This window comes from Geminocystis sp. NIES-3709, assembly GCF_001548115.1.
Lineage (GTDB): Bacteria > Cyanobacteriota > Cyanobacteriia > Cyanobacteriales > Cyanobacteriaceae > Geminocystis.
Genome location: NZ_AP014821.1, coordinates 3,548,644 through 3,572,901 on the forward strand (window position 1 = coordinate 3,548,644; position 24,258 = coordinate 3,572,901).

Genomic DNA, 24,258 nt, shown 5'->3' on the forward strand with positions numbered 1-24,258 from the left:
AAAAGTTCAATGTTTTACCATAATGGACAATTAAAAGAAGGTAACTATATTGAGTTAGATATTTATGATTCTACTTGGTTGTATGGTGCAACAATTTTTACAACTTTAAGAGTTTATGAAAAGTCTCTTTTTCATCCTTTAACTAATTGGAATAGTCACTGCGATCGACTTAAATCTAGTATTATTGAATTTGGATGGATGATGCCACACTGGGAAAAAATAGAACAAGAAGCAACAGTTTTATTAGAACATTTTCCAGTCCTAAGAATCACTCTTTTTCCTGATGGTAAAGAATTAATTATCGGACGTAATTTGCCATTAAATTTAGAAGAAAAACAAAAAAAAGGAGTAAAAGGTTTAGTTTCGATCGAGCCACAAATACAACGCTCTTTACCTTTACATAAAACAGGTAATTATTTAAGTCCTTGGTTAGCTTTACAACAGACACAAAAACAAGGTTATGATGAAGCAATATTAACGGATTTAAACCATAATTGGTTAGAAACCAGCACGGGAAATTTATGGGGATATAAACGGGGAATTTGGTTTACTCCGGCTCTGGAAACAGGTATTTTACCCGGTATAGCTAGAAAAATGATCCTAGAAAAAGCAGATTTTCCTATAGAAATTAATCATTGGTCACAAACATTTGTGCAAGAGTTAGAAACGATCGTTTATAGTAATAGTGTGATGGAAATAATCCCTTTTAATACTATTAAAACAGGAGAAATCATCACAACATATAACGTTAATCATCCTAGTATTTTACTTTTAAAAAAAATTTATCATCGAGTTAAATAAAAGCAAATTTAAACAAAGGATATTTAATAACAAATTCCAGCATTTTCCCAACGTTTCAAGGCTTCCCCAAGACGATCGCAATCTGCAATTAAACTAAGACGCACATAACCTTCTCCCCCTTCTCCAAAAGCATTACCCGGAGTTACGACAACTCCCGTTTTTTGTAATAAATCGAGGGCAAAATCTGTGGAATTAGAGCTACGAGGAGCTTTCACCCATAAATACATTGTCGCTTTAGAAGGTTTCATGCTCCATCCTAATTTACTTAACCCTTCAATGACGAAATCTCGCCGTTGTTGATACCTTTTTTGTACTGCATGAATATAAGTATCAGGTAATTGTAAAGCAGTTTCAGCGGCCGCTTGAATCACACTAAAAATTCCGTAATCAAGATTAGTTTTAAGGGTGCGCAATCCTTGAATAATATCGCTGTTACCCACCACAAAACCCACACGCCAACCTGCCATGTTATAGGTTTTTGAGAGAGTGTGAAATTCTACCCCAATATCTTTTGCACCTTCTATTTGTAATAAGCTAGTGGGTTCATATCCTTCAAAAGCTAATTCGGCATAAGCCAAATCATGAACTAGCATAATCTCATAGTGTTTTGCCCATGAGACCACTTCCTCAAAAAAGCTACGAGGAGCAGTAGCACTGGTAGGATTATTGGGATAGTTGAAATAGAGAATTTTGGCTTTTTGGGCAACATCTTCAGGAATACTGCTTAAATCTAATACCCAATCTTGTTCTGCTTTTAGAATGGGTGCATAAATGTTGGCTCCGGCAATAGCTGGCCCTCGATAATGAGCTGGATAAGAGGGACTGGGAACAATAACGGTATCTCCGGGATTAATATAGGCTAAAGCTAAATGAGATAAGCCTTCTTTTGAACCTAATAGGGGTAATGCTTCACTATCGGCACTTAAATCTACTTGGTAACGTCTTTGATACCAATTGGCGATCGCTTGACGAAAATTAGCTGTACCTTCAAAGGGAGGATAACCGTGATATTTTGTGACATTCAACGCCTTTTTTGCCGCTTCGATAACGGGTTCAGGAGTTGCTCCATCAGGATTACCCATACCTAAGTCAATTAAATCTAGGCCTTGTTCTCTGGCTTTGACTTTCAATTCATCTAAACGGGCAAAAACATAAGGTGGTAAAGCACTTAAGCGATCGGCACGATTAATCCAACTAATTTTCATGAGTAAATTTTATCTCTAAAGCATCCAAAAAGTTGTTAACAAACTTCAAATATATCAATTTTAATTATTAAACTAAATAAAGACATTTTTCAGGTATAAACAACGAAGATAACCCTTTATCCTACCATGATATTCGGTATTAATGCAATATAATCAAAATTTGGAATTAAGAAATACAAAAACTTTGACGATTATTCGTGATAATTTAAAAATTGATATGCTAAAAGGCTTGATAACTAAAGCTAAAGGAGAAACAAACAACATCACTGATTGGAGTAACCCTAACCATTCCTTGTTTTGTCTAGGATCACCTGAGTTCGATGTTAGAAACCTTATTATTTTTCCGAATCTATTTTAAAACTAAAACGGATTTTTGCGATCGCAATTTCGTCTCCATGTTCGATGATTTCAGGGGTTGTAATACGAGCATTAAAACGATTATTACCTAATTTTTTAATAAAAATGCCATTAGTCGAGCCTAAATCTTTAATCATCCATTGTCCATTTTCCCAATAAATTTCTCCATGTTGACGAGATACCGTTTCACCACCGACAAAATTCTCTAAGTCAATATCCACAGGGCCAGTATCAGGATCAAATATACCAATTAAACTATAATTCTCGATCGAAAATTCAGCAATAGCGGGATTTGGCATTTTACAAATTAACTTAGCGATATGACTTCCTTCCACCCCAAAAGTATCAGGAATTGAGGAAGAAGGAGAAACTTCTATAGTGGCGGTAATTTCGTTTATGTCAGTTATTTCCGTTGAAGGAGTTAAAGAAGGCTCAATAGTTGTATTTATAGGCAGTTCAGCACCACAAGCATCACAAAACTCTAAACCATCAGAATTTTGATCGTAACCACAAACAGTACAAATAATAGTCATGATTTTAATTAAAAATTGATAACTAAGTATCAATCAAAATAGAGAAAATAATTATATATAGAATTTTTATGTAGTTTTTTTTAACAAGACAAAAGTAAATAAATATAGAGTTTTAAATACTTTTATTGTTAACAAGTAACCTTATGAACATATTTTTAGTTAACTTAATTTTTACATATTATTAGTGACAAAAGTTTTAATTCTTACCAGTGAATCATGATTTCTAACTCCTGTGATGTGAGAGGTATTATTAATAGTTTGAGGTAGATATTCTCTTAATTCTCTTGGTAATAGCATATCCCATTGTCCTTCAGCAAATATTAAAAGATTACTCATCATAATTAATCCTGTTATGGCAAATTGATAACTGCTAAACCAAGGCAAAAAACCGATACTAATCCCATGAACTATAGTCGCAATCACAAAGGCTCTCGATCGCATTCCCCAAGCGGTTAATCCATAACCAATGGTGCTTAAAATTAGCCACAAGTGACACAAATGAGATAGGATGATTCCCCAATGATAAACGATCGAACAATCTGTAATAATGATTCCGATAACCATTAAGGCAACCCATCCATATAATAACCAAGCAATTTTCTCCACCATCGTCCAAGAATGGGTTAGATTTATCATAATAATGATAGCGATTAAGGTAATAATAGACCAAAAAATAGCTTGATCTGTCCAATTAATGGATAAAAATTGAGCCCCCATAAAAATAATACCTGCTACAACTCCCCATATCATCATAGCTTGATCAATACAAGTATAAATACCTGAAAGATGAATAAATTCTAAGAATTTAACCCTTAAACATCTCAGGGAAATTAACTGCTGTGAATTAAAAGATAATTGCTTTTTTTGTAAAATTGGTTGTTGAGGCTTAAAAAAACTCATTATAAAGTTATATTTTGATATATATATTAATATTTTTAACAAAAGTTAATATTATTTTAAAACATGAGAGGAAATAAAAGAGCGAAAGTTCTCATTTTTTTTGATGATTCTTCTTTTTTTTTCATTCAATTTTATTAAAAAAGATTACTCAGGTTTAACTCAGATCTTATATAAGTACAATAGTACTAAAAAGCAAAACGAGAAAAATCAATTTTAGGAGTTTTAAAATCAATTGTTGTCACTTTTCCTTCTTCCCTTTTACCTCTTATCACCTAGAATTTATGATAGAGTTGCAAGATCTAAATAGAACAGGTTTTTCTACAGTAGTTATGATAAATTCAAATAAACCTTAGAAGGTTTGGATTATAAAAATTACAAAAATTGAAAAATGAATTTGTGATAAATTAACCGTCTGCATTTAACCTAACACCTAATACCTAACACTTTTTTCAAGGAATAATTTATGACACTCAAAGTAACAGAGTCATAAAACATAATTATTTTATGAGATAACCTCAAAAGGTAAACTAGGACAAAAAGTAATTATTTTTTCAGCTGAAAGTGAAGGAGTAAATAATATTCCTTGCATTTCTTCACAACCTAAATTAACAAGAATATCTCGTTGAGTTTCTGTACTTATACCCTCTGCTATTACTTTAACATTAAGAGCATTAGCCAAGCTAATTATACTGTAAATTAATGGTCTTTTCGGGGAATTGTCTTCTAAATTACTGGTAAGAGAATCTGAAATTTTTAAAGTAGAAAACTTAACTTTATTATTATCTAAGTCGCTAAATTTAGTAACATCGAAATCAAAGAGAGCAAAACTTACACCTATTTCATTTAATTTTACTAAATTTTCTTCTATTAATTTTAGATCAAATATCGATCGATCACAAATAATATCTAATTCCAAATTAATTATATTTTTTTCTTTTATTATCTCCACTAAATATTTAACAAATTCACTATCACCCAAAGAAGAAAGAAGTATTTTAACACTAATTTTGGGAATAATAATACCCGTCTCTTCCCATAATTTTATATCTTGATTAATACTTTCTAGCCACCAATGTATTAAATTTGGAGTTAACCCCATAGAGGAAGCTGTTGTTAATATCGATATATCTGTTAAAGCTTCTTCCTCATTATCTTTCAAAGAAATACGACTATTCAAGTTAAAAAATTCCTGATTTTGAGTATTAACAATCGGATCATATTTTACCGATAAACTTTTGGCTTTTATAGCTTGAAAAACTAAATTTTCTAGGGATTTTTGCGGTTCAATAAGTTCTGAATTATAGTATTGATAACTGTTAATCGATTTTATATAACTTAACCGTAGAGCCTTGGAAGCATTATCTAATAATTCTTGAATATTTTTCCCATCTTGAGGATGAATACTTATTCCAAAATTAAGGGTAATTAAAAAACATTTATCTTCGATAGTCCAAACTTTATTAATATTCGCTAAAATATTTTTAATAACTCGATCGATCTTATCATGATTTTTAGCTTCTTCAATCATAATAATATACTCATCATCTGACCATTTTGCGATCGTATCACCAGCAGAAAGAGTATTTTTTATTTGTTTAATAAGATTATGTAAAAATTTATTTTCAGGATCAATATTCAAAAAAGAACTTATTTCTCGCCAATAATTAAGACGTAATTTAATAATAGCTAATTCTTCTTGTTTAATATGATTATGTCCCAAAGAAAGAGATAATTGTTCCATAAATAATCTTTTATTTGGCAAATTAGTGAGGGGATCATGATTAGTTTGAAACCTAATAATATCCTCAATCTTTTTCAATTCATTAATATCTTGAACAGAAACAAATAAACATCTTTTTTTATTATAAATAATAGGGGTATATTTTACTAAAACAGAAACTAAACTATTATCTTTTTTTCGATGAATAGACTCTCTAATACTAGAAATATGATAATTTTTTATAACATTAAAATCATGAGATATAACATCTTTATGTATAACAAATAAATCCTCTACTTTCAAACTAATAATATCTGAAAAAGGATAATCAACTATATTGCTATAAGTAGAGTTAGCCATTAACACTTGTTGAGTGTCTAAATCAATGATTAAAATGCCTTCAGAAATTAATTCAAATTTTTCTAAATCTTTATTTTCAATAACAGGTAAACTGAGATCTGTAGATTCAAATTCACTCATTTCTTCATTAAAAATAGAAATTTGTTCTTGAGAATTAAAACTAAAAAAAGTCTTAGTTTCTAAATTAACAATATCATATTTAGCTTTAACTTCTATCCCTCCAAAAAAAACTATATCTCCCGGTTTTAATAGATGGGAAAAACACTGTTTACCGTTAACATATATACCATTTGTGCTTCTATTCCCTTTCAAATCTCCATCCACAAGCCAAAAAATACTTTCTGATTGATGACTATCTTTTTGAGAAAAATAAGTTACTTTAATTAAACTGGCATGATTTCGAGAAATAACTCGATGATTAATAATAAAAGAATTAGTAGAATTTCTCCCTATTGAATAGGTATTTTTATCCAGAAAAAAGTTTTTTTTCCAAGTTCCAGATTCTACTGCTAATATGTGTCTAATGGGATGATTACTATTCATTAAATGTGGTCACCTTTTTTTCTCTACGCTTGATCAATTGCTGACTGCTATAATAGTGTTAATCATAAATCAAAACTCTTTAGCGATCCAGTCAAAAATAAGAGAACATCACAATCATCCTATAAATCTGTCTGCAAATCCTTGAGATTATAGGCTTTGTTAACTAAATTGAGAATATTCTCTAGTTTAAAAAAAGTGTCGCAAAAAATATCAACATATATTTGTTAAAGATATTGATTTAAAAAATTAAACATTATCATTCAAAAGGGGATACGATGGTAGTAAGTAATGTGAATGAGGTTTATAGAGTTTTGGAATGTCGCCCTGACAGTTATCAGGGATGGTATTATCAAGCTAACCAACTTAGAGAACGTAATTTGTCTCAAGATGCGTTATATAGTTATGAAAGAGCGATCGAGTATCATCCTGATGATTATTTTGCATGGTATTATCGAGGCAAAGTATTAGAAGAGTTAGAAAGATATGCCGAGGCAGTTGCCAGTTTGCAAGTAGCCTGTGATATTGAAAAAGATAATTACTGGTCGTGGTATGATCAAGGCTATATTTGGCAAAAAAAATTGGAAAATCATGTGGAAGCTATCAAATGCTTTACAAAAGCCTTAAATAATAAACTGCAAGATTATTGGGCAACTTTTCGTCTCGGAAAATCTTATTATCATCACCAAAAATATCTCCAAGCCTTAGATTATTTCCAACAAGCCTTAAAAATTCGTCACCATGACTATTGGAGTTACTATTGGCAAGGAGAATGTCAGCAGAAATTAAAGCAGTGGGAAAATGCCAAGAAAAGTTATCTACAGGCTTTAACCATTAAACCTAATGACTATTGGACATTACACCAAATCGCTACTATTTATCAAAGACAATGTTTATATCGAGATGCGATTATATACTATGAAAAACTGCAAGAAGTTTATGAGGTTGAGGAGGAGATAATTCGACAGCTAACTATTTGTTATCAGATTTTAGCTTAAATATTTTATTCTCTGACTTCCTAGAAGTTGTCTATCTAAAAAGTTATTTTCTGTGAAAATATAAATGCTCGATCGACAGTGACTCAAACTGTAATAGTATTTTTAAAAGGCAACTTTATAAGAAGTAACAGATTTATGGTAAGTATCTATAGCAGTGAGTTGGCAAAAAAAAGACCTTTAAAAGATTGTATTCTAGGTGCGATCGATATTGGTACAAACTCCATTCATATGGTAGTAGTGCAAATTAATGCTCAAATACCTTCTTTTAGTATCATCGCTAAAGAAAAGGATACCGTAAGATTAGGCGATCGAGATCATGAAACGGGAAATCTAACAAAAACAGCCATAAATCGTTCTTTAGCCGCCCTTAAACGCTGTAAACACCTAGCCCAAAGCCTTAAAGTAGATCAGATTATTGCCGTTGCTACCAGTGCGACAAGAGAAGCACCCAACGGTAAAGAATTTTTAAGACAGATAGAAGAAGAATTAGGTATAGTAGTTGACTTGATTTCTGGGCAGGAAGAAGCTAGAAGAATTTACTTAGGAGTCTTATCTGGTATGGATTTTGGTGGGAAAGTTCATTCAGTCATTGATATTGGCGGAGGCTCAACGGAAATAATATTAGGAGATAGTAAAGAAACTAGATTTTTAAGTAGCACAAAAATAGGAGCAGTGCGTCTTACTCAAGATTTTATCCATACTGATCCCATCAACTCCACAGAATTAATTGCTTTACAGGCTTATGTGAGAGGGATGTTAGAGCGCCCTGTGGAAGAATTTAAACACGCCCTTAAGATAGGGGAAAAACCGCTTTTTGTCGGCACATCTGGTACTTCAGAGGCTTTAGCCTTAATTCATGCCACTGAAAATCAGGGAGTTGAGCCTTTAACTCTTAATGGTTATCAAATTTCAAGACGTGAGATAGAAACTATTTTAAATAAACTAATCTTCATGAATTATAGCCAACGATCGACGTTAACAGGAATGTCTGAGCGTAGGGCAGAAATTATTATTGCTGGAGTCGTTATTTTAGTCGAAGCCATGAAAATGCTTGATATTGATTCTCTCACTATTTGTGAACGAGCATTAAGAGAAGGAGTTATAGTTGACTGGATGTTGCAAAATGGCTATATTGAAGATCGTCTTGCCTTTCAAGGAGAAGTTAGACCTCGAAATGTGTATAAAATTGCTCATAAATACGAGGTAGATTTACCTCATGCCGAAAAAATCGCCCATTTTGCCTTAAATATCTTTGATAGTACCAAAAATCAATTACACTGTTGGGGAGATTTAGAAAGAGAATATCTTTGGTCAGCCACCATATTACATAATTCTGGTTTATATATTTCTCACTCTGCCCACCACAAACACTCCTACTATCTAATTCGCAATGCTGAGTTATTGGGTTTTAGTGAGATTGAAATAGAGTTAATTGCCCAAATTGCTCGTTATCATCGAAAAAGTAAACCCAAACGCAAACACGAAACTTATGCTTGTTTATCAGATAATCATCGTAAAATTATCAAACAATTAAGTGCTATTCTTAGATTAGCTATTGCCCTCGATCGAAGACAAATTGGAGCAATAAAAAACTTAGAATGCAGATATGATCAAGAATATAGACAATTGCATCTGTATTTAACCCCAACTCAACCGGATGATGATTGTGCTTTAGAATTATGGAATTTGGACTATAAAAAACCCATTTTTGAGCAAGAATTTCAAGTAAAAGTATTAACAACCCTTCATCGATACATTAGTAAATAAGAAACTCCTTATATCATGTTCGTTTAAATAGTTTTAATATTTTCTCTCGTAAATACATAAAGAAGGTAGAAAGTTTTTATAACTAATTATCTTAACTTTATATTAATTATTGTCCAATGACGAGGAGAAGATTGATATATTTGAGCATTATGCCAACCTATTTGCCATAGGATGTTTTCAATTTCCATTATAGTTAGTGCCGCCCGTAGAGAATCCTTAAATAACTGTTTTTGTCGAGGATTATAGTCTAAATTAGCCTCTGTCACAATTTCTTCGATGTCATTTTCTGAGACAGGGCGCAATAAATCTCTAATCAAAATATTCCCGTCAGGTTTCACAACTCGATCGATCTCATAAAATAAATCTAGGGGGTTAGGAATATGATGAACCAAACTATTGGAAATAACTAGATCAAAAGTATTATCTTCATAGGACATCTTTTTACCATCAACCAAAGTTAAAGTAATTTGTTCGGATTTAGAGGCTTTTTTAATATTTTGACGAGCTAATTTAAGCATTGATTCGGCTAAATCAACCGCCGTAATATGCCATTTTGGGCATAAATCTGATAAAATTATAGGTATTCTAGCAGTTCCAGTGCCAATATCTAAGACCTTTCCCTCATTTCTTCCTAATTTACTTGCTAATAACGCAAAATCTGTGTTAACTTCCGTGAAGTCCATTTGATCATATTCATAGGCTTCTATGTCATTATCCATGACTTCTGGTTCTAAAATTCGATCGATCATAAATTTTCAATTAATTATAGCTTTTTGCCAATATTTAAAAGTTGTTTCACCGATAAATTTTTTTTCTTCTAAATAAATTTTACTAAGACATTTATAAAGAGATTTAGCATATTTTTCTAATCCCAAAATCCTCAAACATTTTAAAATACGAGTAAGACGTAAATAATTATGATTTCGATAACTAATCCATTAAGATTTACGGGCTAAATAATTATCTCCTTTATCAATAAAAATTTTCCCTTCACTACGATTAAAAGTTAAACCATAAAACCTTAACATTATTAATAACGATCGTTTTAAGTTATCCCTCAAAATCTGATTTTTTCTAAAATAATTTATACTTTCTGAATCTAAAATAGGTGCATCAGGATTATAAAAACTAGCCTCATTTAAAGGGAATAACCATTGAATATAATCATGAGTACATTCTAACTTAGCAAAATCCCACCTCCAAATATCTGTAATTTTAAGATGACTTATATTTTCTTTTTCTCCTAAATAAAAAGGAATAATTATGTTTAATTTTTGGTTATTATCTTCCATATTATTCACCTGCTAGTTTAAGATAATTGTAAATCTGCTAAATCAGAAATAACTACATCTGCTGTGTTTAAATGAGGTGCTTCTGGATATTTCCAACAAATACCGATAACTCCCCCCGCTTTCGCATTTTTTGCCATAGCAATATCCCCCTGAGAATCTCCTATCATTAAGGTATTTTCAGGCTTTACATTCATCTTGTCACAGGCTTGTAAAAATAAACGAGGATCAGGCTTAAATAATCCCGTATCAACTCCCATTATTAAATCAATATAATCCGATAATTGATGATTTTCCACAAACTCTTTTACTCCTTTGGTAGTGTCTGCTGATAAAATTGCCATTTTCAAACCTTTTTGTTTTAAGAATTGTAATACTTCAAGACTTCCTGCAAATATAGGAGAAGTTTTGCCACGAATAGGAAAGGATTTTTCTGCATTATTAAAAGATTCAGATGCGATCGATAATGCTTCAAACCAACTTTTTCCCGTTTCAGCGATATAACCTGCCGCCACAATTTGATTTTCTCGATTACTTCCTACTGCCATTAAACCTGTCGGATTGAGATAGTCATTTTCTACGCCAAAAGCCATAAGTAAAGGTTCATAAATACCCGGTATTTGAGCATCAATTAATCGTGCTCTTTTTAATGCTAATTCTCTCAAAAAACTCTCTGAATCTGCTAATGTGCCGTCTTTATCAAAAATAATCGCTTCTATATTTTTAAATATTTTTTCTTTACAAATAACATTAACCATGGTGAAATAAAACCCTTAATTGAGTGTGTAAAAACTGTAAAAACTGATCATCTAAGTTTTTAAAATTACACCCTATATCCTACACCCTACTCTCTGTCTTTACCAAAATACTTTTTAAAAAATTTCTAATGGCACATATTAGGTTATAATTAATCGATATGTCAAATTATCTATGTGTAAAAGTTGTTATTTGGAGGTTTAATTGGAATCCGCCGTTCAAACAAAAATTGATTCTCGGTTCGTATTAAAAGTGGTTTGGTTAGATAAAGATGTCGCCTTAGCCGTTGATTATGTTATCAGTAAAGGTACTAGCCCTTTAACCCCTTATTATTTTTGGCCTCGTAGCGATGCTTGGCAAGAATTGAAAGATGAGTTAGACAAGAAAAACTGGATTACTGATCATGAAAAAATTGAATTACTTAACCAAGCTACAGAAGTGATTAATTTCTGGCAAGAAAAAGGTAGAGTAACGAGTATGCTTCAAGCTCAACAAAAATTCCCTTCAGTAGTCTTCTCTGGTACAAATTAACTTAATCACCATAAGGAATGAGGAATGAGGACTAGAAATAACAATTATTTGTTAAGGTATCCTGTATCCTGTATCCTATATTTGACTTTTTGTGTCAACATTAGTTAATATGATTGTGTTCGGCTAAAATTCTTTCTACTTTTGCTTCTTCTAACTTAGCAATAATTCTGCTAGATTCATGAATATCTCTCTGGGTTTTTGTTAAACTAACCGTTGAGCCTACAGAAAAAATTAATCCCATCCCCATATACCCTTTAATCCATACATCTACAGGTAAATAAATTATACCGATCGAAGTAGCTCCAATAGAAATAATAAAAGATAACCAAGTTTGAATCACCCATGCACTGCTGTGAGTTTGATTAAAATTTTCTTTACCCATGATTTTATCTCCATTTTAATTTACTACGATCATAATATTTTGTTTTCTCGATCGGGCTTATCTTTGAGACACTTTTTTAACTGGCTTACTTTGTTTCCTATCTTAGTCTTATAAATTTCTGATATTTTCTAGTCAATAATTAAAGCAATTTTACCAGTTACTGAACCTTGCTCGATGGTTTTGTGTGCCAAAGAGGCTTCTTTTAAAGGAAAAGTTTGCTCCACATGAATACTTAACTTACCTTCATCAAACCATACTCCACACTGGGTTAAGATTTGAGCTTGATGTTTTAAAGCGTCCGATAAATTCATTAAAGCAGGAGTTAACATCAACTCTAAACTAATTCTTAGATTACGACTACGGGCTAATTTTAAGCTATCAATGTTACTATCTGGTTCAAGAATTGTCACCACATCTCCATAAACTTTGACGGCTTTACAAGTGTCAAAAAAAGTTTTACCCCCCACGGTATCAAAACCCACATCAACCCCTTTCCCTTTTGTCCAATCAAGGACACTTTCGATAAAATACTGTTGTTGATATAAAATCGGCAAATCTGCTCCTAATTTTCGCACTAACCGCTCTTTATCAGGATTACTGACTGTCGTTGCCACTTTTGCACCCTTTATCTTTGCTAATTGTATCGCAACATGACCGACACCACCAGCACCACCATGAATTAAAACAGTGTCATGGTTATCTAAGTTTACTCGATCAAATAAAGATTCCCAAGCAGTAATTAACACCAATGGAGCACAAGCCGCTTCCGCAAAAGACAAAGATTTCGGTTTCAACGCCACATAATTTTCATCTACAACAGCATACTCAGCATAATTTCCCGTGTCAGGCTTACCTAATCCACCTGCACAAAAATAAACCTCATCTCCTATCTTAAATTTTGTTACTTCGTCTCCAACGGCTTCAATAATACCTGCACCATCACAACCTAGAATAGCAGAGGAATATTCTGGATAAAAAGTACCTCGACTGCGAATTTTTGTGTCAATGGGATTAACCCCGGCGGCTTTGAGTTTAACTAATACTTCAGTAGATTTTTTAATAGAAGGAATGGCAACATCTTGTAAAGTAAGAACATCAACATCTCCTGCACAAGTCATAACAATCGCTTTCATCATAATCAACAAGTAGTAAAAAATAAATTTTTAGTTTTATAATGAGATTTTAAAGTAGAAATAAAATACTTGATAGATAAAATTTAGAAAATCTATTTTAAAACAGTTTAATTAAATTTTATTTTCTATAGTAATCTCAAATAGGATATTAATAATCAATTATTAGAAAAAAGTATTATAGCGTTTTTTATGGTTACTAGGTACAAAAATAAAATTAAAGTCGGCTTTATTAAACGATTTAAGCGTACCTCATTAGTCTGGAAATTGCTATAAAAATTTTTTAAAGCTAATATCTTTTTACTAAATTAATTTAAGAATGTTATATTGTGTTATTGGATAAAGAAGGTCAAAAATTAACTAATGGAGGAAAAATGATTATTAATAATAATACTAATAACTGCAATAAATTAGTTATAAATTTTTTTAGTTTAAAACCATTGTTATAAACTTTTTATTAATTACAGTTATGTTTGAGGAAAAAAAACGTTTAAGAAAAAAATATCTTCAAAAACGGTTACAACTTCCCCTTCAAGAATATCGATCGAAAAGTAATCAAATTTGTCAGAATATATTAAATACTTCTATTTTTCGTGAAGCAAAAGTCGTTTTAAGTTATTTTAGCTTTAAACAAGAACCAGATTTAACCCTTTTACATCAAAGAAATAAAGTTATTTGGGGTTTACCTCGTTGTGAGGGCAAAAGTTTAATTTGGCATCAATGGCAATGGGGAGATAATCTACAAACAGGGGCTTATAATATTCCTGAACCCTTGTTTAATTCTCCTCTTATTGATACAGATACCGTTGATTTAATCTTAATACCCGCCGTGACGATCGATCGAAGAGGTTATCGTTTAGGTTATGGTGGGGGATATTACGATCGAATGTTAGACTCTCTTTTGTGGCAAAAAATCCCAACCATAGGCATTGTTTTTGACTTTGCCTATGTAGATCATCTCCCAGTAGAATTATGGGATAAGCCTTTAAAGGCCGTGTGTACAGAATTTGGAATATTTTTTCAAGGATAAAATACATAAGAATATTCCTCATTCCCCATTCCTTAGTTTGCTAAGTTTTCTTCCACAACCTTGACTAAATAATCTGTCCAATGATTGACTAAATCATGATTTTGTGCTTCTACCATTACCCGAATTAAAGGTTCTGTACCCGAAGCCCTTACTAACACTCTACCTTCATTTCCCATGGCTGTTTCTGCTTCGGCGATCGCTTGTTGTAAAGCATCACAATTTTGCCAATTTAAGCGTTTTTCTCTGTTTTCTACCCTTACATTCTTTAATACTTGAGGATACTGAGTAAAGCTATCATTTACTAAAGAGACTAAACAATCCCCTTGTTGACGTACTAAAGCAGTTAATTGTAAAGCTGTTTGTAAACCATCTCCTGAAAAATGATGATGATGACAGAGAATATGTCCGGATTGTTCACCCCCTAACATTGCACCAGTTTCCCACATGGCTGCCTGAACATATTGATCTCCCACCGCCGTACGCATCAATTTACCGCCTAGTTTTTGCCATGCTAGTTCAAAACCTAAGTTAGCCATAACCGTACTTACTAATAAATTATCGGGTAACTGGTTTTTCTCCTTTAAATACTTTCCCCATAAATACAGAATGTAGTCACCGCAAATAACACGCCCTTGAGCATCCACCGCCATAACTCGATCGGCATCTCCATCAAAAGCGAATCCCATGTCTGCTCCATAGTCTTGTACTGCTTTTTGTAACTTTCCTAAGTGAGTTGAACCACAATTAACATTAATTCGATCACCATCAGCATTACAATGAAGAGAAATAACTTCAGCACCTAAAGCCTGAAAAACGGATGGAGCGAGTTCAACAGAAGCACCCCAAGCCAAATCTAAGACAATACGCATTCCTGTAAAATCTAAGTCTGAAGGTAAAGAAGTTTTTAAGAAGTGAGTGTAATTTTGTACTAAATGATGGGGTTGGAGAGTTTTACCACATTTGCCCCCCGTTACATTCATCTCTCCATCAATATTTTTTCGCAGAGTATTTTCGATCGCACTTGTTAATAATTTATCTAATTTAGTACCCTCAGAACCAAAAAACTTAATCCCATTATCTTCCGGAGGATTATGACTAGCGGAAATCATAATACCACCAATCGCTTCGGTTGTTTTGGTTAAATAAGCAACACAAGGAGTTGGACATAAACCGATATTCCACACTTCCAACCCTAGAGAAGTTAAACCAGATGCGATCGCCATAGATAACATATCGCTAGAATTGCGAGAATCCTGTCCAATAATAATCACACCTTCAGACGCTTTAAATTCTTGCCAAACACTACCGGCCGCCAACCCTACCTCTAAAGCTAAATTAGGAGTTAATAAATCCCCTACTTTGCCTCGAATGCCATCCGTACCAAATAACTTTTCAGGTAATCGATCACTAGGTTTTGAGACACTATAATCTAACGAGTTTTTACTAAAAGAAAGTACCATATTTAATTCCTCACACAATAGTATTTTATATAATTAGGGGCTTAAAATTAACGAAAATGTCCTTAACACCCCCAATAATTTTATATTTAAGTGGGATTATAGCTTAAAAAATTAATATCCATCTATTTTTCTCTCATTTCTATGATTATTACCAAGGTGCATAAATAAAGGCAATGTTTTAAATTTTCATAGCTATTGAAAATTAACGATTTTTGACTTAGAACTCTATAGTCTTAATTCTGCTCTATAGAACCCATTTGGTATAAGGTGATTTCTAATAATAAATATACCTGCTAAATCCCCCTAGCCCCCAAAACACAAAGAGGAAATTATAAAGAAGATGGGTAAATTCTTTCTTGGAAATGGCCTAATGTTATGAGAAAATGCTTGTAACTTTTATCATAGTTTACTCCAGTAGTCTAACAGATCAAGAATAGGAGTAAGGAGAAATAGTTATAAATCAACAACTCAATCTTCGTCTTAATAATAATTAAAACCAATCATCATCATCTTCCCAACCATTTTCATAAGGAATATCTCGCTTTTTCCCCACGTTGTAACGTTTATTGCCACGACTAACAGTTCGATCGTCTTCTGGAGGATAATCGTCATAACGGCGAGGTTGAGAACGAGATGAAGTAGGTTGAGAACTTTTGGGATTGCGAGGAGAAGATAAGCCTCCACTACCATAACCATAATTATTAGGATTATCATAATCTCGGTAATCTCTACCATCTCGGCTAGGATTTACCCTTGCACCATATAAAGTTGTATCAGGATTGCGATATACCGCACCTCTATCTCTAGGATTATAGTCATCTTCGTCATCACCGATGAAAGTCTTTTTAATAGACTCGAAAAATCCTTCTTCTTGATCATCATATTGTAGTCTAATTTCTCTGTTTAACTCATAGAGAACATCCTGCAAATCTGCTTGGCTTCTATCTAAACGTCGATCGTCATCTTTTTCTAAACTGTCGAGAATCTCACTACAAAGATTTTCTATATCACGGCGATAGGGATTAGTAAATTGACTGCCAAAATCGAGGGTAACTTCCCTTAAACGTCTTTGCGCCTGATCCGTCAAAGCTTTTGCTCGATTACGTTTTTCTACTCTATCTCGTCTTTCTCTATCTTCCCTCGAAAATTCTTCAGCTTCCTTCATCATACGATCGACTTCTAATTGTGATAAAGTAGAAGCACCTTGTACAATAATCCTTTGTTCTCTCCCTGTCGTTTTATCTCTTGCAATCACCTGTAAAATACCATTAGCATCAATGTCAAAAGATACTTGAATTTGTGGTACCCCACGAGGAGCCGGAGGAATACCCGTTAATTTGAAACGCCCTAAAGACTTATTATCTTCTGCCATTTCTCGCTCCCCTTGAACTACATGAATTTCAACGGAAGTTTGATTATTCTCTGACGTTGAAAATATATCTGATCTTCTCACGGGAATTGTCGTATTACGGGGTAAAAGTTTTTTAGTCACACCTCCGATCGTTTCTACACCGATAGATAAAGGGGTCACATCAAGGAGTAGAATATCTTTGACCTCACCGCCTAAAATTCCAGCTTGAACAGCTGCCCCTACGGCTACAACCTCATCAGGATTAACATTTTGATTAGGCTCAATATCGATAAAACTACGCACCAACTCTTGTACTAAAGGGATACGGGTTGAGCCACCGACTAAGACAACCTCATCAATCTGTACAGGGCTTAAACCAGCATCTTTTAAAGCCCGTTGAATCGGACGACGCAACCTCGATACCAAATCACCGCATAATTCCTCAAATTTCGCACGACTAAGGCTTGTTTCGATATGTTTAGGCCCTTCTTCCGTTGCCGTGATAAAGGGTAAGTTAATCTCCGTATTGCTAACTCCTGATAACTCTATTTTGGCTTTTTCAGCCGCTTCTGTTAGTCTTTGTAAGGATTGTCTATCCCGTCTTAAATCGACTCCTTCAGTTTCCAAAAACCCTTGGGCAAGATAATCCACAATTCTTCGATCGAAATCATTCCCCCCTAACTGAGTATCACCGCTAGTGGCCCTAACTTCCAAAACTCCGTCACCCACCTCAAGAATAGAAACATCAAAAGTGCCTCCTCCTAAATCAAATACTAAAATTTTTTCACTGCGTCTTTTTTCTAAACCATAAGCTAAGGAGGCCGCCGTCGGCTCATTAACAATTCTTAACACTTCTAAACCAGCTATTTTTCCAGCGTCTTTCGTGGCTTGACGTTGGGCATCATTAAAATAAGCCGGTACAGTTATAACTGCCCCAGTGACTTCTTCTCCTAAATATCTTTCTGCTTCTTCCGCTAACTTGCGTAAAATCATTGCGGAAATTTCTTCTGGACTAAATTCTTTTTTAAGACGAGGACAACGGATTTTAATATTATCGATCTCATCTCGACGAATAGTATAGGGGACACGTTTCGACTCATCATTTAATTCTGTATATTTACGTCCCATAAAACGCTTAATACCATAGTAGGTGTTTTGCGGATTTAACACCCCTTGTCGTCGAGCCATTTGTCCAATAACTAATTCACCATCTTTATTAAAACCTACCACCGAAGGAGTGGTGCGACTACCTTCTGAATTAGGAATAACGAGAGGTTTTCCCCCTTCCATCACTGCCACCACTGAGTTTGTTGTACCTAAATCTATTCCAACGACTCTACCCATTGTTGCTAATTTCTCCAGTTTGTTCTCGTTATTTACCCTCGATCGTACAGCACCATGCTTCCTATAATCAAGGTTTTTATACTTTACTATAATTATTTAGTTTATCAAAAAAATCAAGAACAGAATTGAGAAGGTCAAATAGAAAGAAAACTTAAATAGAGTCTGCTGAAAAAGTTTTTTGGTGGGGAGGAGGCGTTAGGTATTAGGTGTTAGGTATCAGGTTAAATACTTATAAATCAAGGTGTTTAGCCTAATTCTTAGCTTTACAATGTATTTAGTAATACACTATAGTTTTGATAAAAATCCTCTCTCCTGTCTTCCTATCTCCCTGTCTAACCATCTTCTGAGTCGATTTACTGAGATAAAGTACGACGTTTAAATACCATTTCATAGGCTTCGATACGATCGTTTTCTTGCCAATCAGAAAATTTATTGACAGCAATACCGCACTCAAAACCAGCAGCGACTTCTTTTACGTCATCCTTAACTCGGCGGAGAGAATCTAAGTTACCGTTATAAATAACTTGTCCATTGCGTAAAACTCGAATAAAGCGATTTCTGAGTACTTTACCTGATTGAACATAACAACCGGCAACAGCACCTTTACCCACAGAGAATACAGCCCTTACTTGAGCTACTCCTAGACTTTCCTCTATCTCTTCAGGATCGAGTAATCCTTCCATTGCTCCTTCAATTTCATCAAGTAATTTATAGATAACGTTGTATTCCCGAATGTCAACTCCTTCTTGTTCAGCCGATTGTCGGGCATTGGGAGCTAAAGTGGTATTGAACCCAATAACAACAGCGCCACTAGCGGCCGCTAAATCAACGTCAGTTTCGGTAACTTCTCCAGCACCCGATAACAAGACTCTGATTTGAACTTCTTTTTGGGGTAATTGTTTCAAAGAGCCTAAAATAGCTTCTACAGAACCTTGTACATCTGCTTTGATGATTAAGTTGAGTTCTTTTAATTCTCCTTGTTGAGCTTGAGCGGACAGACTACTGAGGGTTACACGACGAGAAGATAACGCTTGTTGTAAACGAGTATCTCTGAGGGCTTCTGCACGACTTTCAGCGATCGCTTTCGCTTCTTTTTCATTTTTGTAAACATCAAATTCATCCCCAGCGGCCGGAACTTCATTTAAGCCTAATACTTCTACCGCAAAAGAAGGAGTCGCCGCTTCTACTTTATCGCCTCGATCGTCAATCATTGCCCGTATTTTACCAGAAACTGAACCAGCTACAATTATGTCACCCACTCTCAAAGTTCCATTTTGAACTAAAAGGGTGGCAACAGGACCTCTAGCTCGATCGAGGTGAGCTTCAATGACAGTACCTTTTGCTGAACGATCGGGATTAGCGGAAAGTTCTTCCATTTCTGACACTAAAACAATCATTTCTAAGAGGGTATCTAAGTTATGACCATTTAAGGCACTGACAGGAACCATTACAGTATCACCACCCCAATCTTCAGGAACTAATTCTAAGTCCACTAATTCTTGCTTAACTCGATCGGGATTAGCATCAGGTTTATCGATTTTGTTAATAGCTACGACGATAGGAACTTTAGCCGCTCTTGCGTGACTGATAGCTTCTTTTGTTTGAGGTCTTACGCCATCATCGGCTGCTACCACTAATACCGCAATATCTGTTACTTTTGCCCCCCTTGCTCTCATCGCAGTAAAGGCTTCGTGACCGGGAGTATCCAAGAAAACAATTTGTTGAGTTTTGCCTTCATGTTCCACATCCACATGATAAGCACCAATATGCTGAGTAATTCCTCCGGCTTCTCCTTGTACAACTTTAGTATTTCTGATGGAGTCCAAAAGGGTAGTTTTACCATGATCCACGTGACCCATAATGGTAACAACGGGAGGACGATTTTGAAGACTATCGAGATCCGTTTCTGCGATCATCTCTGTTTTGGCCGCACTTGCTTTTTCTTCTTCAGTGATAACTTCTACTCCTAGATCTGAAGCCACTATTTTAGCGATTTCCATATCCAAAGTTTCTGTGATATTAACAGCAATACTCTTAAAGAACAAGAGTTTGATAATTTCTGTATCAGGAGTATTAAGCAAATCTGCTAATTCTCTTAAAGTGGGACTTTGTTTTAGAACGATAAATTCGGGAAGTTTGTCTTTCTCTGCTTTTAATTTTTTATCAACTTTAAGTTCAGTTTTGTCAAATTTTGGTTTTTGCTTACGAGGTGCACGGGTTTTTTCTGGTGGCTTAGGTTGTTGACTAACTTCTTTCTGAGGTCTCGCTAAAGCTAAATTTAATACTTCGTTTTCACCATCTTCACCGTCTAAATAATCGATTAAATCGTCGTCATCTTCATCAATGAGTAATGAGCGACGTTTCTTAGCTGTTTTTTTCGCTTCTTTACCACTCTCATCATCATCATCCCATACAGCAGTTTCCCCTTTCTCCAGAGGTTTTTTCAATTTCTGCTTAATTCTCTTGGGTTTTTCTAATAATATTGGTTCTCCTTCAAAATCATCATCAGGAGATGCCAAAGCGGTTTCTTCCATATCCTCATCTAAGTCCAAGTCTGGCTCTTCGATCACCGTAGGTCGTTGAGGAGGTCTGTGTAGTTTTGGTTTAGGAGCGGCTTTAAAATTCTCTCTTTCTGGGGTTTCTTCTTTTCCTAATAATTGTCGTGGAGATTTAGGGGAATTTTCTCGATCGAGAGTCAATATTTCTGAAGTCTCAGAATCTTTCCGACGTTGATTATTCTTATTACCACGACGGGGGGGATTCGTTTTACCTGCTATTTTTGGTCTTGGTTTTTTGTCTTCCTCATTAGAAGATATGTTAACTACGGTCGAGGTTTTTTCTTCTTTGTTAGATATTGATTCTTCCGACTCTTGTTTGTGTACTTTTGCCGAATCAATTTTAGGAGGAGATTTGATGGTGGGCTTACTGGCAGTAACTAGAGGCTTTGGTTGTATTACTTTAGTGGTTTTTGCCTCTGTTGATGGGACTGGGGAATGATTGTTGTTGCTATTATTGCCTTCAGAAGAGGACATTTGAGGACGAGGGGGGGTCAATAACATGGGAGTATCCTTAGAAGAACCTTCTGGTGATGACGGGTGGTTGGTATATACTGCAAGGATTTCTTGCTTTTTATTTTTGGTTTTCAATTCTAATGACGCAGGATTTTTTTGATCTTTATGGTTAATAGTGGTAGTTTTTTTGACTTGGTTATTGGCAGAGGTCATAGGATAATTTTTTGCTGCTTTTTTGATATTTTCTGCTTGAGTTTCTGTGATAGTACTGCTATGATTTTTAACATCGATCGACAAACGTGAACATATATCTAATACGTCCTTGTTATCTAGTTCAAGCTCTTTTGATAAATCGTATATTCTTATTTTTCCGTTTTTCATCCACAAATTGCCCTAATTGTACTATATTATAACTGTTTTTACTAATTTTTAGTAATAAGGTTTTTTATTTTATATTTAATTGTGAGTTGTTTAATAGGGTTTGGTTATTTTTAATAGCCTATTAATAGTTGTAATAGCAGTTGGTTTTTTCTTTTGAGACAAATAAATTGTTGTTTTTATCTTTCTCTATTTTTGCCTAAGATCGAGTTTAGAACTTAAGCAATGATTACATATACCAATCCTATCGAATCAATCTAATATTTTTATTGTTCATGGGTTTTAACTCATCGAATAAGAATTTTTTACATTTCTTAACCTTTGTTTTAACTCCCACATTTACTATTATGATGATTTTTCTAACTCAATGATGATTTTTTTGTCATTATGAGGGTAGGATGTTACGTATTAGGTTTGAGATTTAGTTTGTTCTAGTTTTTGCCACAATTGTTGATAAATTTCTGATGGAACATCAATTTTTAATACCCTAGATAAACGCTTTTTTTTCTGGGCTAAATTCAGACATTGGTATTGAGGACAAAGATAAGCCGATCGACCCATACCAACATCCAAAGTAATATTATTATCAGGATGGTTTTTAACAATTCTCCAAAAGTTTGTCCGATCGTTGATGAGATGACAACTAATACAACGACGATAATTGGTTTGTTTATTCGGATTCTTCATCAAGATATTGTGACTTACGTTTTATATCTATTTTCCATCCTGTCAAACGAGCGGCTAGACGAACATTTTGTCCTTCTTTACCGATGGCTAGACTTAAATGGTTGTCAGGCACTACCACTAAAGACTGTCTTTCTTCAGGGTTAAGAAGTTTCACCAAATCAATTTGAGCGGGGCTTAAAGCATTGGCAATATAAGTACCCGGATCAGGCGACCAACGAATTACGTCTATTTTTTCTCCTTTTAACTCATTAACTACTGCTTGAATACGAGAACCTCTTGCTCCAATACAAGATCCTACAGGATCAACATCTCTTTCTAAAGTGTCCACGGCAATTTTAGTCCGGGCTGAAATATTGGGGTTTGTGGGATTTGCTTCCCTTGCGATCGCCACAATTCTAACAACACCATCTTCTAATTCTGGAACTTCATTGGCAAAAAGATAAACGACTAAACCAGCATCTGCACGGGAAACAACTAATTGAGGGCCTCTTTGAGAACCTTCTCGTACTTTTTTCAGATAAACTTTAAAAGAGGCATTTGCTCGATAATTGTCACTGCTGATTTGTTCATGGAAAGGCAATTCTGCTTCAACTTCTGGTCTTCCGTAAGCACTTTGAAGGGTCATAATAACAGATTTTCCCTCAAAACGAAGCACTTTAGCGGTTAAAACTGCTCCTTCTAACTCTTTAAATTCCGCTTGAATAATAGCTCTTTGTTGATCTCTAAGTTTCTGTTGCAATACTTGTTTAGTTTGAATAGCCGCCATACGTCCGAAGTCTTTTTGTTCGGGAGTGACATCAACTAAAACCTCATTACCAAGTTCAACATCTTCATTAAACTCTCTTACTTCTGCTAAGGGTATTTGATGATCTGTATCTTCTACATTTTCTGTGACCATTTTCAGAGCTAAAACTCTAAACCCTTCTTCATCTATATCTAACTCTACCCGAAAATTATCGAAATATTCTTCGAGAAAAGGTTGAGGATGTTTAGAACGGCGAAAACGCTCATAGCCTTTAAATAGTGCTTCTCTTAGAGCTTCCTGAACAGAATTTCTGGGTAAGTTATGACTTTGACTGATTTCTTCAATCAGCATTTTTAAACCGGGTAATTTAACGATACTCATGATAATGAATAATAAATGGTGAATAATTGATAGTTAAATATTTTTTAGTCTTCTAGTCTCCTCGTCTGTTATTCTTTGTTCTCCAGTTGAACTTGTTTAACAATGTCTCTAGGAATGGCTATCATTTTGCCTTTACAGTTGATGTGTATTGCTTTTTCGTCTCTACCTTGAAGATTTCCTTGCCATTGAGTGTGTTTTTTATATTCCGTATTCGTTTCCACAATGACGGGAAAGCCCTTAAAACTGATAAATTCTCGATCAGTAGTAAGATTGTTTCCAATGCCCGGACTCGAAATTTCTAACATATAAGCAGAGGGAATAATATCTTTTGCATCGAGGGTTTCTTCTAATAGGCGACTCATTTTTTCACAGTTATCAAGACTGGTATCCCCTGATAGGTTGCGAATATCAATCCTTAACACGGGAGGATTTTTGTTTGCTTGAAATATTAAATTAACTATTTCTAGGTTTAATTCTTGGGCGATGGATTCGGCTATTTCAGTGATATTCGGTGTCAGAGGATGAGTCATAAATTAGATACAATTTCGATCGATAAACAATAAAAAGCAATAAAAAAAGCGGGGTTTACCCACTCCGTCGAT

The 24,258-nt window shown here is 34.2% G+C and carries 19 protein-coding genes and 1 pseudogene; 5 read left to right on the forward strand and 15 right to left on the reverse strand.

Going from position 1 to position 24,258, the window contains the following annotated elements:
- Positions 1 to 9 precede the first annotated feature (9 nt).
- On the forward strand, positions 10 to 801 hold the full coding sequence (locus GM3709_RS15055; RefSeq protein WP_066120878.1) for an aminotransferase class IV: 792 nt from the start codon (positions 10 to 12) through the stop codon (positions 799 to 801).
- A gap of 23 nt (positions 802 to 824) precedes the next feature.
- On the opposite strand, the gene GM3709_RS15060 is transcribed toward GM3709_RS15055, so the two are convergent.
- The 4 genes from GM3709_RS15060 to GM3709_RS15080 all read right to left on the reverse strand — a co-directional run bounded on the left by GM3709_RS15060 (position 825) and on the right by GM3709_RS15080 (position 6,419).
- Positions 825 to 2,006, reverse strand: coding sequence for an aspartate aminotransferase (locus GM3709_RS15060; protein ID WP_066120881.1), 1,182 nt, complete (start codon positions 2,004 to 2,006; stop codon positions 825 to 827).
- Positions 2,007 to 2,341: 335 nt separating this feature from the next.
- Positions 2,342 to 2,896, reverse strand: a complete 555-nt coding sequence (locus GM3709_RS15070) for an FHA domain-containing protein (protein ID WP_066120885.1) — start codon at positions 2,894 to 2,896, stop codon at positions 2,342 to 2,344.
- A gap of 171 nt (positions 2,897 to 3,067) precedes the next feature.
- The gene (locus tag GM3709_RS15075; protein ID WP_197671845.1) at positions 3,068 to 3,796 is read right to left on the reverse strand and encodes a hypothetical protein; all 729 of its coding nucleotides are present in this window, start codon (positions 3,794 to 3,796) and stop codon (positions 3,068 to 3,070) included.
- A 502-nt stretch (positions 3,797 to 4,298) separates the two neighbouring features.
- A complete protein-coding gene (locus GM3709_RS15080; RefSeq protein WP_066120887.1) occupies positions 4,299 to 6,419 on the reverse strand; it encodes an EAL domain-containing protein in 2,121 nt (706 codons plus the stop codon).
- 275 nt (positions 6,420 to 6,694) lie between these two features.
- Here GM3709_RS15080 and GM3709_RS15085 point away from each other — a divergent pair, with 275 nt between their 5' ends.
- Together GM3709_RS15085 and GM3709_RS15090 are read left to right on the forward strand one after the other, a co-directional pair.
- On the forward strand, positions 6,695 to 7,414 hold the full coding sequence (locus GM3709_RS15085) for a tetratricopeptide repeat protein (protein ID WP_066120889.1): 720 nt from the start codon (positions 6,695 to 6,697) through the stop codon (positions 7,412 to 7,414).
- A gap of 135 nt (positions 7,415 to 7,549) precedes the next feature.
- Complete coding sequence (locus GM3709_RS15090; RefSeq protein WP_066120891.1) at positions 7,550 to 9,181, forward strand: Ppx/GppA phosphatase family protein; 1,632 nt, start codon at positions 7,550 to 7,552, stop codon at positions 9,179 to 9,181.
- An 86-nt stretch (positions 9,182 to 9,267) separates the two neighbouring features.
- On the opposite strand, the gene GM3709_RS15095 is transcribed toward GM3709_RS15090, so the two are convergent.
- The 3 genes and pseudogenes from GM3709_RS15095 to GM3709_RS15105 form a co-directional block, all read right to left on the reverse strand.
- A complete protein-coding gene (locus GM3709_RS15095; RefSeq protein WP_066121977.1) occupies positions 9,268 to 9,927 on the reverse strand; it encodes a class I SAM-dependent methyltransferase in 660 nt (219 codons plus the stop codon).
- Positions 9,928 to 9,936: 9 nt separating this feature from the next.
- Positions 9,937 to 10,473 (reverse strand): annotated as a pseudogene (locus GM3709_RS15100) (opioid growth factor receptor-related protein).
- Positions 10,474 to 10,490: 17 nt separating this feature from the next.
- Positions 10,491 to 11,228, reverse strand: coding sequence for an HAD family hydrolase (locus GM3709_RS15105; protein WP_066120893.1), 738 nt, complete (start codon positions 11,226 to 11,228; stop codon positions 10,491 to 10,493).
- Between the two features lie 202 nt (positions 11,229 to 11,430).
- Between GM3709_RS15105 and GM3709_RS15110 the strand changes: the two genes are divergently transcribed.
- Positions 11,431 to 11,757 (forward strand): 30S ribosomal protein PSRP-3, encoded by a 327-nt coding sequence (locus GM3709_RS15110; protein ID WP_066120895.1) that lies wholly within the window; start codon positions 11,431 to 11,433, stop codon positions 11,755 to 11,757.
- 100 nt (positions 11,758 to 11,857) lie between these two features.
- On the opposite strand, the gene GM3709_RS15115 is transcribed toward GM3709_RS15110, so the two are convergent.
- Entirely contained in the window at positions 11,858 to 12,139 is a 282-nt protein-coding gene (locus GM3709_RS15115) for a YiaA/YiaB family inner membrane protein (protein ID WP_066120897.1), read from the reverse strand.
- 128 nt (positions 12,140 to 12,267) lie between these two features.
- Entirely contained in the window at positions 12,268 to 13,272 is a 1,005-nt protein-coding gene (locus tag GM3709_RS15120; RefSeq protein ID WP_066120899.1) for a zinc-dependent alcohol dehydrogenase family protein, read from the reverse strand.
- 466 nt (positions 13,273 to 13,738) lie between these two features.
- Between GM3709_RS15120 and GM3709_RS15125 the strand changes: the two genes are divergently transcribed.
- Positions 13,739 to 14,299: a 5-formyltetrahydrofolate cyclo-ligase gene (locus GM3709_RS15125; RefSeq protein WP_066120901.1), complete on the forward strand. Its 561-nt coding sequence runs from the start codon at positions 13,739 to 13,741 to the stop codon at positions 14,297 to 14,299.
- Positions 14,300 to 14,331: 32 nt separating this feature from the next.
- Here the strand turns inward: GM3709_RS15125 and glmM are convergent, their stop codons facing one another.
- From glmM to rimP, 6 genes are all read right to left on the reverse strand, one after another.
- Positions 14,332 to 15,759, reverse strand: a complete 1,428-nt coding sequence (gene glmM / locus GM3709_RS15130; protein ID WP_066120903.1) for a phosphoglucosamine mutase — start codon at positions 15,757 to 15,759, stop codon at positions 14,332 to 14,334.
- A gap of 490 nt (positions 15,760 to 16,249) precedes the next feature.
- Positions 16,250 to 18,454 (reverse strand): molecular chaperone DnaK, encoded by a 2,205-nt coding sequence (dnaK, locus tag GM3709_RS15135; RefSeq protein ID WP_066120905.1) that lies wholly within the window; start codon positions 18,452 to 18,454, stop codon positions 16,250 to 16,252.
- 353 nt (positions 18,455 to 18,807) lie between these two features.
- Positions 18,808 to 21,846 (reverse strand): translation initiation factor IF-2, encoded by a 3,039-nt coding sequence (gene infB / locus GM3709_RS15140; RefSeq protein WP_066120907.1) that lies wholly within the window; start codon positions 21,844 to 21,846, stop codon positions 18,808 to 18,810.
- 405 nt (positions 21,847 to 22,251) lie between these two features.
- Positions 22,252 to 22,530 carry a YlxR family protein gene (locus tag GM3709_RS15145; RefSeq protein ID WP_066120908.1) on the reverse strand — a complete coding sequence of 93 codons (279 nt, stop codon included), beginning with the start codon at positions 22,528 to 22,530 and terminating at the stop codon, positions 22,252 to 22,254.
- A complete protein-coding gene (gene nusA / locus GM3709_RS15150; RefSeq protein WP_066120910.1) occupies positions 22,514 to 23,656 on the reverse strand; it encodes a transcription termination factor NusA in 1,143 nt (380 codons plus the stop codon). Before nusA ends, GM3709_RS15145 begins: the two co-directional genes overlap by 17 nt.
- A gap of 68 nt (positions 23,657 to 23,724) precedes the next feature.
- Positions 23,725 to 24,186, reverse strand: a complete 462-nt coding sequence (gene rimP / locus GM3709_RS15155) for a ribosome maturation factor RimP (RefSeq protein ID WP_066120912.1) — start codon at positions 24,184 to 24,186, stop codon at positions 23,725 to 23,727.
- Positions 24,187 to 24,258 lie beyond the last annotated feature (72 nt).

What these genes read in the sequence shown, in the direction of transcription:
- GM3709_RS15055 (WP_066120878.1), top strand. Translation starts at nt 10, where the DNA reads ATGTTTTACCATAATGGACAATTAAAAGAAGGTAACTATATTGAGTTA.
- GM3709_RS15060 (WP_066120881.1), bottom strand. Translation starts at nt 2,006, where the DNA reads ATGAAAATTAGTTGGATTAATCGTGCCGATCGCTTAAGTGCTTTACCA.
- GM3709_RS15070 (WP_066120885.1), bottom strand. Translation starts at nt 2,896, where the DNA reads ATGACTATTATTTGTACTGTTTGTGGTTACGATCAAAATTCTGATGGT.
- GM3709_RS15075 (WP_197671845.1), bottom strand. Translation starts at nt 3,796, where the DNA reads ATGAGTTTTTTTAAGCCTCAACAACCAATTTTACAAAAAAAGCAATTA.
- GM3709_RS15080 (WP_066120887.1), bottom strand. Translation starts at nt 6,419, where the DNA reads ATGAATAGTAATCATCCCATTAGACACATATTAGCAGTAGAATCTGGA.
- GM3709_RS15085 (WP_066120889.1), top strand. Translation starts at nt 6,695, where the DNA reads ATGGTAGTAAGTAATGTGAATGAGGTTTATAGAGTTTTGGAATGTCGC.
- GM3709_RS15090 (WP_066120891.1), top strand. Translation starts at nt 7,550, where the DNA reads ATGGTAAGTATCTATAGCAGTGAGTTGGCAAAAAAAAGACCTTTAAAA.
- GM3709_RS15105 (WP_066120893.1), bottom strand. Translation starts at nt 11,228, where the DNA reads ATGGTTAATGTTATTTGTAAAGAAAAAATATTTAAAAATATAGAAGCG.
- GM3709_RS15115 (WP_066120897.1), bottom strand. Translation starts at nt 12,139, where the DNA reads ATGGGTAAAGAAAATTTTAATCAAACTCACAGCAGTGCATGGGTGATT.
- GM3709_RS15120 (WP_066120899.1), bottom strand. Translation starts at nt 13,272, where the DNA reads ATGAAAGCGATTGTTATGACTTGTGCAGGAGATGTTGATGTTCTTACT.
- GM3709_RS15125 (WP_066120901.1), top strand. Translation starts at nt 13,739, where the DNA reads ATGTTTGAGGAAAAAAAACGTTTAAGAAAAAAATATCTTCAAAAACGG.
- glmM (WP_066120903.1), bottom strand. Translation starts at nt 15,759, where the DNA reads ATGGTACTTTCTTTTAGTAAAAACTCGTTAGATTATAGTGTCTCAAAA.
- dnaK (WP_066120905.1), bottom strand. Translation starts at nt 18,454, where the DNA reads ATGGGTAGAGTCGTTGGAATAGATTTAGGTACAACAAACTCAGTGGTG.
- infB (WP_066120907.1), bottom strand. Translation starts at nt 21,846, where the DNA reads ATGAAAAACGGAAAAATAAGAATATACGATTTATCAAAAGAGCTTGAA.
- GM3709_RS15145 (WP_066120908.1), bottom strand. Translation starts at nt 22,530, where the DNA reads ATGAAGAATCCGAATAAACAAACCAATTATCGTCGTTGTATTAGTTGT.
- nusA (WP_066120910.1), bottom strand. Translation starts at nt 23,656, where the DNA reads ATGAGTATCGTTAAATTACCCGGTTTAAAAATGCTGATTGAAGAAATC.
- rimP (WP_066120912.1), bottom strand. Translation starts at nt 24,186, where the DNA reads ATGACTCATCCTCTGACACCGAATATCACTGAAATAGCCGAATCCATC.